Annotated in this window: 10 protein-coding genes; 6 read left to right on the top strand and 4 right to left on the bottom strand. The window is 65.8% G+C overall.

The features are described 5' to 3' along the window. Nucleotides 1-98: 98 nt before the first annotated feature. Nucleotides 99-2,816: a cation-transporting P-type ATPase gene (locus tag J7655_RS05045; protein WP_230926840.1), complete on the top strand. Its 2,718-nt coding sequence runs from the start codon at nucleotides 99-101 to the stop codon at nucleotides 2,814-2,816. A 122-nt stretch (nucleotides 2,817-2,938) separates the two neighbouring features. Here the strand turns inward: J7655_RS05045 and J7655_RS05040 are convergent, their stop codons facing one another. Next, nucleotides 2,939-3,526, bottom strand: a complete 588-nt coding sequence (locus tag J7655_RS05040) for an acyl carrier protein phosphodiesterase (protein ID WP_230926839.1) — start codon at nucleotides 3,524-3,526, stop codon at nucleotides 2,939-2,941. 102 nt (nucleotides 3,527-3,628) lie between these two features. On the opposite strand from J7655_RS05040, the gene J7655_RS05035 reads away from it, so the two are divergent. Both J7655_RS05035 and J7655_RS05030 read left to right on the top strand, forming a co-directional pair. Continuing rightward, complete coding sequence (locus tag J7655_RS05035) at nucleotides 3,629-3,955, top strand: ArsR/SmtB family transcription factor (RefSeq protein ID WP_420850909.1); 327 nt, start codon at nucleotides 3,629-3,631, stop codon at nucleotides 3,953-3,955. 26 nt (nucleotides 3,956-3,981) lie between these two features. Beyond that, on the top strand, nucleotides 3,982-5,031 hold the full coding sequence (locus J7655_RS05030; protein WP_230926838.1) for an alkene reductase: 1,050 nt from the start codon (nucleotides 3,982-3,984) through the stop codon (nucleotides 5,029-5,031). 112 nt (nucleotides 5,032-5,143) lie between these two features. Here the strand turns inward: J7655_RS05030 and J7655_RS05025 are convergent, their stop codons facing one another. Continuing rightward, nucleotides 5,144-5,992 (bottom strand): ATPase, encoded by an 849-nt coding sequence (locus tag J7655_RS05025; protein WP_230926837.1) that lies wholly within the window; start codon nucleotides 5,990-5,992, stop codon nucleotides 5,144-5,146. A gap of 357 nt (nucleotides 5,993-6,349) precedes the next feature. On the opposite strand from J7655_RS05025, the gene J7655_RS05020 reads away from it, so the two are divergent. Continuing rightward, entirely contained in the window at nucleotides 6,350-6,634 is a 285-nt protein-coding gene (locus tag J7655_RS05020; RefSeq protein ID WP_230926836.1) for a hypothetical protein, read from the top strand. On the opposite strand, the gene J7655_RS05015 is transcribed toward J7655_RS05020, so the two are convergent. Together J7655_RS05015 and J7655_RS05010 are read right to left on the bottom strand one after the other, a co-directional pair. Further along, nucleotides 6,625-7,623 carry an NAD-dependent epimerase/dehydratase family protein gene (locus J7655_RS05015; RefSeq protein ID WP_230926835.1) on the bottom strand — a complete coding sequence of 333 codons (999 nt, stop codon included), beginning with the start codon at nucleotides 7,621-7,623 and terminating at the stop codon, nucleotides 6,625-6,627. The two genes, J7655_RS05020 and J7655_RS05015, sit on opposite strands and share 10 nt — an antisense overlap. 124 nt (nucleotides 7,624-7,747) lie before the next feature. Continuing rightward, nucleotides 7,748-8,650, bottom strand: a complete 903-nt coding sequence (locus J7655_RS05010) for a LysR family transcriptional regulator ArgP (protein WP_230926834.1) — start codon at nucleotides 8,648-8,650, stop codon at nucleotides 7,748-7,750. A 109-nt stretch (nucleotides 8,651-8,759) separates the two neighbouring features. On the opposite strand from J7655_RS05010, the gene J7655_RS05005 reads away from it, so the two are divergent. Next, entirely contained in the window at nucleotides 8,760-9,362 is a 603-nt protein-coding gene (locus tag J7655_RS05005; protein ID WP_003459585.1) for a LysE/ArgO family amino acid transporter, read from the top strand. A 261-nt stretch (nucleotides 9,363-9,623) separates the two neighbouring features. Continuing rightward, entirely contained in the window at nucleotides 9,624-13,559 is a 3,936-nt protein-coding gene (putA, locus tag J7655_RS05000) for a trifunctional transcriptional regulator/proline dehydrogenase/L-glutamate gamma-semialdehyde dehydrogenase (protein WP_230926833.1), read from the top strand. Nucleotides 13,560-13,847: the final 288 nt, after the last annotated feature.

The following is a 13,847-nucleotide window of genomic DNA, read 5'->3' as shown; positions in this document are numbered from 1 at the left end:
CTGTGCGTTAACGCGCACTTAGGGTAACCCGCAACACTCGCCGTCCCGCCGCACGCAGGCCCGCGAGCACGGCCCGGACACCGCAGGAGACTCGCCCCATGGGCAATGCCCCCTCAGAATATACCGACCACACCTGGCACGCCTTGACTGCACAGGACGCCCTGAAAGTGCAGCACAGCAGCGCCAGCGGTCTCAGCCAGGACGAGGCGCAGCGGCGCCTGCAGCAGCATGGCGCCAATCGCCTGCCGCCGCCACAACGCCGGGGGCCATTGCTGCGCCTGCTCTACCAGTTCCATAACGTGCTGCTCTATCTGATGCTGGCGGCCGCCCTGATCGCCGCCCTGCTCGGCCACTGGGTCGATACTTCGGTGATCCTCGCCGCCGTGCTGATCAACGTGATCATCGGCTTCATCCAGGAAGGCAAGGCGGAACATGCACTGGACGCCATCCGCAGCATGCTCTCGCCGCGCGCCATGGTGCTGCGCGCGGGCGAACGCCACGAAATCGATGCCGAATACCTGGTGCCCGGCGACGTGGTGCTGCTGGCATCCGGCGACAAGGTGCCAGCCGACCTGCGCCTGCTCAGCGTGAAGAACCTGCTGGTGGAAGAAGCCGCGCTGACCGGTGAATCGCTGCCGGTGGAAAAATCCATCGCGCACTGCAACCTCGAAGCCGCGCTCGGCGACCGTCGCTGCATGGCCTATTCCGGCACCCTGGTCAGCAGCGGCCAGGCCAGCGGCGTGGTGGTGGCGACCGGTGCCAACACTGAACTCGGCCGTATCGGCGCCATGCTGCAACAGGTGCAGGCACTGTCCACACCGCTGCTGCGACAGATCGAACAGTTCAGCCGCTGGCTGGCGGTGATCATCCTGATCCTGGCGCTGGCCACCTTCATCCTCGGCATCCTCTGGCACGGGCAGAACCCCGGCGAGATGTTCATGATGGTGGTGGCGCTGACTGCTTCGGCCATCCCGGAAGGGCTGCCGGCGATCATGACGGTGATCCTGGCCCTCGGCGTGCAGCGCATGGCCGGGCACAACGCCATCGTGCGGCGCCTGCCGGCGGTGGAAACCCTGGGTTCGGTGACGGTGATCTGCTCGGACAAGACCGGCACCCTGACCCGCAACGAAATGACCGTGCAGCGTGTGGTCAGCGCCAGCCGCATCCTCGATGTCTCGGGGGTGGGCTATGCCCCGGAAGGCGCCTTTCATCAGGATGGTGCGCTGCGTGAGCCTGACGCCGCCCTACTGGAAGTCGCCCGCGCCGCGCAGTTGTGCAACGACGCCCGCCTGCAACAGGATGATGCCGGCCACTGGCGGCTGCATGGCGACCCGACCGAAGGCGCACTGCTGACCCTGGCGCTGAAAAGCGGTGTGGATGGTCAGACCCTGCACGCGCAACTGCCGCGCAGCGATGCGATCCCGTTCGAGTCCGAACACCGCTTCATGGCCACCCTGCACCATGACCACGCCGGCCATGGCTTGATCTATCTCAAGGGCGCTCCCGAGCGCGTGCTGGAGATGTGCAGCAACCAGCGCAGCGCCGATGGCAGCAGTGAGGCGCTGGATGCCGACTACTGGCGCCGCCAGGCCACCGACCTGGCCGCGCGCGGCCTGCGCCTGCTGGCACTGGCCAGCAAGACAGCGACGGCCGAACAACGCACGCTGAATTTCGCCGACGTGGAAAGCGGCCTGACCCTGCTGGCACTGGTCGGCATCATCGACCCGCCGCGTGCCGAGGCCATCGCCGCCGTCGCCGAATGCCAGCGCGCCGGCATCCGGGTGAAGATGATCACCGGCGATCACGCCGAAACCGCCCGCGCCATCGGCGCACAACTGGGCATCGGCGTCGGTCTGCCGGCGATGACCGGCGCCGAACTGGAGCTGCTCGACGAGCGCCGCTTGCGCGAGGTGTTGCCCGGTGTCGAGGTGTTCGCCCGCGCCAGCCCGGAGCACAAGCTGCGCCTGGTGCAAAGCATGCAGGACAGCGGCGAAGTCGTGGCCATGACCGGCGACGGGGTCAACGACGCGCCCGCGCTGAAACGCGCCGATGTCGGCGTGGCCATGGGCCTGAAAGGCACAGAGGCAGCCAAGGAAGCCGCCGCGGTGGTGCTGGCCGACGACAATTTCGCCACCATCGCCGGCGCCGTGCGCGAAGGCCGGGCGATCTACGACAACCTGAAGAAGTTCATCCTCTTCGCCCTGCCCACCAATGGCGGCCAATCGCTGATCGTGATCTTCGCCATCCTGTTCCAGGTGGTGCTGCCATTGACCCCGGCACAGGTGCTGTGGATCAACATGGTCACCTCCAGCACCCTGGGCCTGGCGCTGGCGTTCGAGCCCAGCGAGCACGGCTTGATGAGCCGCGTTCCACGCGCGCCGGGCGAGCCTTTGCTGTCGGCCTACTTCGTCTGGCGCATCGCGATGGTTTCGATGCTGATCGCCGGTGCCGGTATCGCGCTGTTCCTCTGGGAGCTGCAGCATGGCAACAGCCTGGAAAGCGCCCGCACCATCGCCGTCAATGCCGTGGTGATGTGCGAGATCTTCTACCTGCTCAACAGCCGCAGCCTGTTCGCCTCGGTACTCAGCCGCGACGGCCTACTGGGTAATCGCGCGGTGCTGCTGACCATCGGCATCTGCCTGCTGCTGCAACTGCTTTTCACCTATGCCGCGCCGCTGCAGAACGTATTCGGCTCGGTTGGCATGACGCCGGAAGAATGGCTGCGTGTGCTGCTGGCGGGCCTGGCGCTGTTCGTCGTGGTCGAACTGGAGAAATGGCTGGTACGGCGCTATCGCCTGCATCCGCAGGCGATCTGAACGTCAGAGAAGCACCGCATTGATGTCGTCGCGGCTGAAGCCCCTCCCACGGAGCCCCCCGTGGGAGGCGCTTCAGCGGCGATTGTAGCGGGCATACCGCTCATCCCCGGATTGCATCCGGGCTACGATTTCATCCCGTTCAGCTCGGCCTCGGCGAAGGCCATCAGCTCGGGGTAGAAGGCGCGGAAGTCCTCGCTGAGCGGCTCGTACAACTGCTCCAGCTCGATCAGGCTGCCGTCGAGCAAGTGCGGTTTGGACAGACGCCTCTGCATGCCGGCAATCACCTGTTCAAGCACCGCGAACTCGCGGTAGCTGCCAAGCCAGTCCTGCGCGGCCATACGCGGCGCCATCAGCGCCAGGCGTCCCGGCAACTCTGGCTCAGCCGTCAGCACGCGATAGACCCGGCCAGTGAAGTGATCCAGCGGCTGCGCGGCATAGGCGGCCCAGTCGCGGGCCAGGCAATGGTCGAAGAACAGATCCAGCAACATGCCGGCCATACGCCGCCGCGCCTGCGGAAAACGCGCCCGCGCTTGAGCCTGCAGCGGGTGGCTGTCGGTAAAGGCATCGATGCGCCGGTGCAGACGGATAGCGGCCTCGATATCCGCCGGCCAGCGTCCGTCGAGCGGCCCCTTGACGAAATCGCCATACAGGCTGCCCAGCAGTTGTGCCGGCGTGTCGCCGCCGAGATGCAGATGGGCCAGGTAGTTCATCACTCGAGCTTACCGCCGCGAGCCGGACAATCGAAGTGGTTGATGGAGACTATCGGAACAATCGATCTGTATATCGCTCAGAGACGATATATGGTTCGCCCCATGCCGATACACAGCGATCCGAACATGAACCTCGACTTCGACGCCATCATCAAGGCGCTCGCCCACCCGGTACGCCGCGACATCCTCGACTGGCTGAAGGCGCCCGAGCGCCACTTCGCAGAACAGGATCACCCGCTGGAGATCGGCGTGTGCGCCGGCAAGATCTATCAACGCACCGGGCTGTCACAGTCCACCGTTTCCGCCCACCTCACCAGCCTGCAACGCGCCGGCCTGGTGACCAGCCGCAAGGTTGGCCAGTGGCACTTTTTCAAGCGTAACGACGAACTGATCAAGGCCTTCGTCGAGCGCCTGGGCCAGCAACTCTGATTTGAACCTACCCCTGGAGAAATCACATGCCTACATTGTTCGACCCCATCCAGATCGGTGATCTGCACTTGAACAACCGCATCATCATGGCGCCGCTGACCCGCTGCCGTGCCGACGAAGGCCGTGTACCCAACGCGCTGATGGCCGAGTATTACGTACAGCGCGCCTCGGCTGGCCTGATCATCAGCGAAGCCACTGCCGTCACGCCGATGGGCGTGGGCTACCCGGACACCCCCGGCATCTGGTCCGATGAGCAGATTCGCGGCTGGAGCAACATCACCCAGGCGGTGCATGCCAACGGCGGCAAGATCGTCCTGCAACTGTGGCACGTCGGGCGCATTTCCGATCCGGTCTACCTCAACGGTGAACTGCCGGTGGCGCCGAGCGCGATCAAGCCGGCCGGCCATGTCAGCCTGATCCGCCCGATGAAGGAATTCGTCACCCCGCGTGCGCTGGAAACCGAAGAGATCGCCGACATCGTCGAGGCCTACCGTCAGGGCGCCGAGAACGCCATGGCCGCCGGTTTCGACGGTGTGGAAATCCACGGTGCCAACGGTTACCTGCTCGACCAGTTCCTGCAGAGCAGCACCAACCAGCGCACCGACCACTACGGCGGCAGCCTGGAGAACCGCGCGCGTCTGCTGCTGGAAGTGACCGACGCCGCCATCTCCGTGTGGGGCGCAGGCCGTGTTGGCGTACACCTGGCGCCGCGCGCCGACGCCCATGACATGGGCGACGCCAACCGTGCCGAGACCTTCGGCTACGTTGCCCGCGAGCTGGGCAAGCGTGGTATCGCCTTCATCTGTGCCCGTGAGAAGGAAGGTGACGACAGCCTGTCGCCGCAACTGAAGCAGGCATTTGGCGGCGTGTTCATCGCCAACGAGCGCTTCACCAAGGAGCAGGCCAATGCCTGGCTGGCCGAAGGCAAGGCCGATGCAATCGCGTTCGGCATCCCCTTCATCGCCAACCCGGACCTGCCCGAGCGCCTGCAGAAGGACGCGCCGCTGAACGAGCCGCACCCGGAAACCTTCTACGGCTCAGGCCCGGTCGGCTACCTCGACTATCCGCGCCTGTAAGCTCGCCGCTCATGCCCCTTGCGCACGCGATAGGCTGCGCGAGGGGCTTTAGCCGCAGCCCATACACGAACGCCCCGCAATGCGGGGCGTTCGTGTATCGAGCGGGTGGTATTCAGCGCTGATTGATCTGCTGCTGCAGATTCATCACCTGGCTCTGCAGGGTGTTGATGTTGCGCGTCATCTGCGCGCGGAAGGCATCGAACTCGGCCGTGTTCGGGCCGGCACTGGCGGCCGGGCGATTGTCCAGCTCGCTGCGCAGCACCAGCAGATCCTGCTCCAGGCTGCGGATGGCCTGCGCCGGATCGCCCTGTTTCTTCAGCGTCTCGATATCGCCGCCCAGCGCCTTGATCCGCGTATCGAGCTTGGCCAGCTCGGCCTGCGTCGCCTTGGCATCGCCCTGGGCAGATTTCAGCGCTGTCTGTTCACTGGCAAGCGCCTGCAAACGCTTGTCGAAATCGGCGCTGGCTGCGCTACCACTCTTGAACTCCGCGCCCAGCTGCTCGACACGCTTGTCCAGAGCGGCCTGTGCGGTAGCGCTCTGCTGTTGTTGCTTGCTCAGTTCGGCCAGGCGCGTTTCCAGCTGTTTGACCTGCAGCTTGAGCGCCTCGCTGCCACTGGTGACGCTGGATTCGGTCGCCACCACCTTGCCGGAAATGTCCTGAATGCGCCCTGCGGCCTCCTCGCTGATACGCGCGAAGCTTTCCTGGGTCGCCACCAGGCGCTGCTCCATCAGCCCGATCTGCTGCAGGCTCCACCAACCCAGACCGGCCAGGGCGAAACTCAGTGCGCCAACCAGCGCCCACAGCGGCCCGGTACTGGCACTTCTGGCCGTCGGCGCCTTGCTGCTGGTCACGCGGCTGCTGCGCGGGGCCGGCTCCTCGTGCGGTTCGGCGAAATCCTCGCGGCGCTCGGGCGTCAGGCTGGGCAGATTGTCGAGCTCGTCATTGGCGTCGTTACGCATGGTCGGACCTATGGTTGGAACGGGGAAACGGAAATGCCGCGCAGTATACCGATTCGCCATCATGGCATCAGTGCCGCGCCAGGCGGGTGCGCGACGCACCGACGAAGGGCGTGTCAGGGCCATCGACTCGCCTGCAGCCCGGCAGTTCCGCAAAAGTTGAACTGGTACGCACTTTGCTTTTTAACGAGTCGTGAACACGCCCTTTGCGCGTCGCTCACAAGCCAGCGCACGGCACGATCCTTGTGCCGGTCCGAAGCACGAACAGACATGTTGCAGCCACAGGGAATGGCTGGCCGGGTACGGGGGCCGGGGAATGGCCCACTGCCGTACCCCTTCACGCCAACGGGGGAAGTCGCGATGGAACTGAACAAGGAAATCCTGGACTGCATGAAAACCCTGCGTCGGCGCCTGCGCGAAGAGCAGGCGCTGGACATTCGCCTGAGCCAGCCCGACGCCATCGGCGCCCTGCTCGATGGCAGCCTGACAGCCGATGACGAAGAAACCCGCCGCCTGGGTCAGCGCCTGGCCGTGCTGTCCGATCAGCCGCAGCGCATCGCCATGCCAATGCCTGGCGTGGAGCAGCCGGTCGCTCAGCCCAGCGGCTCGGTACGCATCTATCGCGGCCAGCGCATCTACGCCTGAGCGCTCCTCTGCGCCTGCCACCAGATGCAGAACTCATCCAGAGCCTCCCACAGACTGGCCCTGGGCTCGTAGTCCAGGTAGTCGCGGGCACGGTCGATGTTCAGAGAGAAATCCCTGGCCATCACCGCCACGCCCAGACGAAACAGGCTCGGCTCAGGCCGCCCTGGCAGCACCCGACAGATACCTTCGTTGAGGGTTGCCGCCGCATAGGCCAGCGGCAACGGAACATGCCGCGTCACCGGCGGCAGTTGCAGCCGGCGCAACACGTAATTGACCACATCCCACAACGGCACCGGTGCGCCATTACTGATGTTGTATGCCTGTCCCAGCGCCGGCCCGCTCGCCAACAGCGCACTGAACAATGCATCGTTGAGGTTGTGCACGCTGGTGAAGTCGACCTTGTTCAGGCCATTGCCGATGATCGCCAGGCGGCCCTTGCGCTGCATGCCGATCAAGCGCGGGAAGATACTGGTATCGCCCGCGCCGGTGACGAAACGCGGGCGCAGGGCGATCACCTCCAGACCAAACTCCTGCGCGGCGAACACCTGCTGCTCCGCCAGGTACTTGGTCTTGCCGTAATGATCGGAGAAGCGTTTGGGCACCTGCTCCTCACGGATATCGACATGCGACTGGCCATCGAAATAGATCGACGGCGAAGACAGCTGCACCAGGCGCCGTACCTTCTGCTTCAGGCAAGCCTCGACGACGTTCTCGGTGACCGTGACGTTGGCCTGATGAAAATGCGCATAGTCGCCCCACACGCCCACCGCGCCCGCGCAGTGCACCACCGCCTCGACATCCCGGCACAGCGCCTGAGTCAGTTCGGCATCGCCGAGATCACCCTGGACGAATTCGGCACCGCGCCTGACCAGATGCTGCACACCCTCGGCACGTCGCCCGTTGACCCGCACCGCCAGGCCCTGTTCGAGGGCGAAACGGGCAAAACGCCCGCCAATGAAACCGCTCGCGCCGGTGACCAGAATCTTCATCCACCATCCCCTGCATTCGATTCTTGTAATGGCCGCACTTTAGCAGCGCCGCCCCGGCCCTGCGTTGTCGGCGCTGGCCAGAACAACGACCCAGCAAGCCTTGGCCATCCGGACGGGCGCGTCCTCACGAATCACACCCGGCCTGCACCAACGCACTGCCAGCGGCGCGACGCAGATGCTCGGTCAGCCCGGCCAGCAACTCACCGCCATTGCGCCAGTGATGCCAGTACAAAGGTACATCGATGCAGCGCTCGGGTAGCAGATCCACCAGCCTGCCGCTGGCCAGCTCCCCGCGCACCTGCAACTCAGGCACCAGCCCCCAGCCGAGACCACCTTCGGTCAGACGCACGAAGCCTTCCGACGATGGGCACAGGTGATAGGCAAAAGCCCCGGTGATACCGAGCGCGGCCAGGTAGCGATGCTGCAACTGATCATCCGGGCCGTAGACGATGGCCGGCGCACGCGCCAGCGCCGCTGGCGTCACGCCGGCGGGGAAATGCCGGGCGATAAAAGCCGGGCTGGCCAGCGCGCGATAACGCATCGCCCCCAGCGCCAGGCTGCGCGCCCCCGCCACCGGGCGCTCGGCGGCACACACGCAACCAGCCACCTCACCCGCGCGCATGCGCTTGAGACCGACCTCCTGATCCTCCACCACCAACTCCATCAGTACCTGCCGGGTGGCGCAGAAGTCGGCCGTTGCCGATGCCCACCAGGTCGCCAGGCTGTCAGCGTTGATGGCGATACGCAGACGCTCGGGCAGGGTCTGCTCATCCAGCCCCGGCACCTGGCCCTGCAGATCGCGCTCGAGCAGGCGCACCTGCTGCACATGGTTGAGCAGACGCCGGCCGATCTCGGTAGGCGCCGGCGGCGTAGTGCGCACCAGCACCGGCTGGCCAACCCGCGCCTCGAGCAACTTGATGCGCTGCGACACCGCCGACTGCGACAAGCCCAGCACCTGCGCTGCGCGCTCGAAGCCGGCCTGCTCCACCACGGCGACCAGGGCAGCCAGAAGTTTGTAGTCGAACAATCGATTTTCCTAATGAGCGATCAGCAATATTGGTTTCTCTTATACATCCAGCCGAGGCAGACTCGCCAGCACTCAGCGCCAACGGCGCCAAACCCAAGGAATACGACGGATGTGGCAGAGTTACAGCAACGGCCTGCTGGTGGCCATCGGCCTGATCATGGCCATCGGTGCGCAGAATGCGTTCGTTCTCGCGCAAAGCCTGCGCCGCGAACATCACCTGCCGGTGGCCGCCCTGTGTATCGTCTGCGATGCACTGCTGGTGGCAGCCGGCGTATTCGGCCTGGCCAGCCTGCTGGCGCAAAGCCCGGCCTTGCTGGCCATCGCCCGCTGGGGTGGCGCTGCGTTTCTGCTCTGGTATGGCAGCCAGGCACTGCTGCGTGCAGCACGCCCGCAAGCCCTGCATGCGGCAGACAGCGCGCCACGCTCATTGCGCGCGGTGCTGCTCGCCGCGCTGGCCGTGACCCTGCTCAACCCGCACGTCTATCTGGATACGGTGGTGCTGATCGGCTCACTCGGCGCCCAGCAGCCTGAGCCCGGCGCCTATGCCGCCGGTGCCGCCAGCGCCTCCTTTCTCTGGTTCAGCACGCTGGCACTCGGCGCGGCCTGGCTCGCGCCCTGGCTGGCCAAACCCCTGACCTGGCGCCTGATCGACCTGGGCGTTGCGCTGATGATGTTCGCCGTGGCGGCGCAACTGATCGTCGGCGCCTTGTAGAGGTCACCCGCCGACAGAGCCCGGGTTGCACCCCTGACGCCACCGCCATGGATGGCGCCTGAGCTGCAGCAGGCAACGTCCGTCGGGCCATGGAAATTATTGGTTGCACCTAGTTGCACCGGAGATATTCTCAGGTTTACTCTCCTGCAACTTTGGGTTGCACGCCACATCATGGCGGCACCCTTCGAGCCGTAGCAGGCAAGCCCAAGAACCGCTCCGCTCTGTTCCTGGCGTGCATAACCAACAAGTAGGACACCCTCCATGGCTACTACCACTCTTGGCGTAAAACTCGACGATGCCACCCGCGAACGCCTGAAAAAGGCCGCTGCGCAGATCGACCGCACGCCGCACTGGATGATCAAGCAGGCGATTTTCAATTACCTGGAGCAAGTCGAGAGTGGCCTGACGCCCGCCGAGCATGCCGGCCTGGCCGCTGCCGCCGGTGAAGAAGCGCTGGAGTCGCTGACCGAGCAGGGTCTGCAGGTGTTCCTCGATTTCGCCGAGAGCATCCTCCCGCAATCGGTGCTGCGCGCCGCCATCACCAGCGCCTATCGCCGCCCGGAAACCGAAGTGGTGCCGATGCTGCTGGAGCAGGCGCGCCTGAACAAGGAGCAGGCCGAGGCCTCGCAGAAGCTGGCCCTGGGCATCGCCGAGAAGCTGCGCAACCAGAAGAACGCCAGCGGCCGTCAGGGCCTGGTGCAGGGCCTGCTGCAGGAGTTCTCGCTGTCGTCGCAGGAAGGCGTGGCGCTGATGTGCCTGGCCGAAGCGCTGCTGCGCATCCCCGACAAGGCCACCCGTGACGCGCTGATCCGCGACAAGATCGCCAACGGCAACTGGAGCCAGCACCTCGGCCAGAGCCCGTCGATGTTCGTCAACGCGGCGAGCTGGGGTCTGCTGATCACCGGCAAGCTGGTCTCGACCCACACCGAAGCCGGCATGACCTCGGCGCTCAACCGCATCATCGGCAAGAGCGGCGAGCCGGTCATTCGCAAGGGCGTGGACATGGCCATGCGCCTGATGGGCGAGCAGTTCGTCACCGGCGAGACCATCGCCGAAGCTCTGGCCAACGCATCCAACCTGGAAGCCAAGGGCTTCCGCTACTCCTACGACATGCTCGGTGAAGCCGCGCTGACCGAGGAAGACGCCAAGCGCTACCTGGCCTCCTACGAGCAGGCCATCCACGCCATCGGCAAGGCCTCGCATGGTCGCGGCATCTACGAAGGCCCGGGCATCTCGATCAAGCTGTCCGCCCTGCACCCGCGCTACAGCCGCGCCCAGTACGAGCGCGTGATGGACGAGCTGTACCCGACCCTGCTGGGCCTGACCCAACTGGCCAAGCAGTACGACATTGGCCTCAACATCGACGCCGAGGAAGCCGACCGCCTGGAGCTATCGCTGGATCTGCTCGAGCGCCTGTGCTTCGAACCGAGCCTCGCCGGCTGGAACGGCATCGGCTTTGTCATCCAGGCCTACCAGAAGCGCTGCCCGTACGTGATCGACTACGTCATCGACCTGGCCAAGCGCAGCCGCCATCGCCTGATGATCCGCCTGGTCAAGGGCGCCTACTGGGACAGCGAGATCAAGCTAGCCCAGGTGGGCGGCCTGGAAGGCTATCCGGTGTACACCCGCAAGCCGTACACCGACGTGTCCTACCTGGCCTGCGCACGCAAGCTGCTGGCCGCGCCGGAAGCGATCTACCCGCAGTTCGCCACCCACAACGCCCACTCGCTGTCGGCCATCTACCAGTTGGCCGGGCAGAACTACTACCCGGGCCAGTACGAGTTCCAGTGCCTGCACGGCATGGGCGAGCCGCTGTACGAGCAGGTGGTCGGCAAGATCGCCGACGGCAAGCTGAACCGCCCGTGCCGCATTTACGCGCCGGTGGGCAGCCACGAAACCCTGCTGGCCTACCTGGTGCGCCGTCTGCTGGAAAACGGCGCCAACACCAGCTTCGTCAACCGCATCGCCGACCACAGCATCTCGCTGAAAGACCTGGTGCTCGACCCGGTGCTGCAGGTCGAGCAGATGGCCGCGCAGGAAGGCACGATTGGTCTGCCGCACCCGCGCATCCCGCTGCCGCGTGATCTGTACGGCAAGGCGCGGGTCAACTCCGCCGGCCTCGACCTGGCCAACGAACACCGCCTTGGCTCGCTGTCCTCGGCGCTGCTGTCGACCGCCAACCACAGCTATGTCGCCGAGCCGATGCTCGGTTGTGATGGCGTCAATCCGGGCGAGCCGGAGCCAGTGCGCAACCCGGCCGATCATCGTGATCTGGTCGGCCATGTGCGCGAAGCCAGCATTCAGGACGTCGATAGCGCCCTGCTCTGCGCCATTTCCAGCGGGCCAATCTGGCAGTCCACCCAGCCGGCAGAGCGTGCCGCCGTACTGGAACGCGCCGCCGACCTAATGGAAGCCGAGCTGCAGCAACTGATGGGCCTGCTGGTGCGCGAGTCCGGCAAGACCTTCGCCAACGCCATCGCCGAAGTGCGCGAGGCGGTGGACTTCCTGCGTTATTACGCGATCCAGGCGCGCAGCTTCGGCAACGACAGCCACCGCCCGCTGGGCCCGGTGGTGTGCATCAGCCCGTGGAACTTCCCCCTGGCGATCTTTACCGGCCAGGTCTGCGCCGCGCTGGCCGCCGGCAACACCGTGCTGGCCAAACCGGCCGAACAGACCCCGCTGATCGCTGCCCAGGCCGTGCGCATCCTGCGCGAAGCCGGCGTGCCGGCCGGCGCCGTGCAGCTGCTGCCGGGTCGTGGCGAAACCGTCGGTGCGCGCCTGGTGGGTGACGAGCGCGTGCGTGGCGTGATGTTCACCGGCTCCACCGAAGTCGCCGGCATCCTCCAGCGCAACATCGCCGGTCGCCTGGATGCGCAGGGCCGCACCATCCCGCTGATCGCCGAGACCGGTGGTCTCAACGCCATGATCGTCGACTCCTCGGCGCTGACCGAGCAGGTGGTGATGGACGTGGTCGCCTCCGCCTTCGACAGCGCCGGCCAGCGCTGCTCGGCCCTGCGCGTGCTGTGCGTGCAGGACGACGTGGCCGATCGCGTGCTGACCATGCTCAAGGGCGCCATGGCCGAATACAGCCTCGGCAACCCGGAGCGCCTGAACACCGACATCGGCCCGGTGATCGACGCCGAGGCCAAGGCCGGCATCGAAACCCACATCGCCAAGCTGCGCGAAAAAGGCCGCAAGGTAACCCAACTGGCGCGCGTCAACGGCGAGGAGATCAAGCGCGGCACCTTCGTCGTGCCGACCCTGATCGAGCTGGACAGCTTCGACGAGATGAAGCGCGAGATCTTCGGCCCGGTGCTGCACGTGGTGCGCTACGCCCGTGCCGATCTGGGCAAGCTGCTGCAGCAGATCAACGACAGCGGCTACGGCCTGACCCTCGGCGTGCACACCCGCATCGACGAGACCATCGCCCAGGTGGTGAGCACGGCCAAGGTCGGCAACCTGTACGTCAACCGCAACATGGTCGGCGCCGTGGTCGGCGTGCAGCCCTTCGGTGGTGAAGGCCTGTCCGGCACCGGCCCGAAAGCCGGTGGCCCGCTGTACCTCTATCGCCTGCTCTCGACTCGCCCGCAGGAGGCTGTCGCCCAGTACCTGCAACAGGCCGAGGTGCAGGCGCTGCCAGCACCGACCGAGCTGGACAAAGTGCGCACCGCCTTTGCCGACTGGGCAGGCAAGCAGGAGCCGGCCATCGCCGCGCTGTTCGAGCAGTACCGCAGCCTGTCGCAAAGCTACAGCAGCCACACGCTGAGCGGCCCGACCGGCGAGCGCAACAGCTACACCCTGCTGCCGCGCGAACACGTGCTGAACCTGGCCGACGAGCGCAGCGACCTGCTGGCCCAATTGGCCGCCACCCTGGCCGTCGGCAGCCGGGCGATCTGGCTGGAAAGCCAGCGCGCGCTGCATGCCGAACTGCCGAAGGAGGTGCAGAAGCACATCCAGCTGGTGGCCGACTGGAACAGCGTCGACGTGGAGCTGGACGCCATCCTGCATCACGGCGACTCCGACCAGTTGCGCGCAGTCAGCGAGCAGGCGGCGCAGCGCAAGGGCGCCATCGTCGGTGTGCACGGCCTGAACAAGGGCGAGACCGACATCGCCCTGGAACGTCTGCTGGTAGAGCACGCCCTGAGCGTCAACACCGCCGCCGCTGGTGGTAACGCCAGTCTGATGACCATCGGCTGATCGCAGCCGGTAATGGCGTGGAAAGCTGGCTGAAAGCTTTCCACGCCATGCTGCACCCACACGATGCAACTGCCTGCAGGGGCTACCCGCCCGGCGCCGTGTTCTCTCCTCCTGACCTTCGGGTCTGCGCCAGCCTACCCGGCCGGCGCTTCGAGCGGGGCCAAACGCCCCGTTCGTTCCCTCCCCATCGCAAAAAGCCACCATTGCGTCCCGGAAAATCAGGGCTATGGTGTCCGTACTGACGTTCCACTACGCCAGCCAGAGCTGCAGTCCTGATCCACCTCAGGT

The organism is Pseudomonas wenzhouensis (assembly GCF_021029445.1).
GTDB classification, from domain to species: domain Bacteria; phylum Pseudomonadota; class Gammaproteobacteria; order Pseudomonadales; family Pseudomonadaceae; genus Aquipseudomonas; species Aquipseudomonas wenzhouensis.
This window is presented reverse-complemented; position numbering and strand designations above follow the sequence as displayed.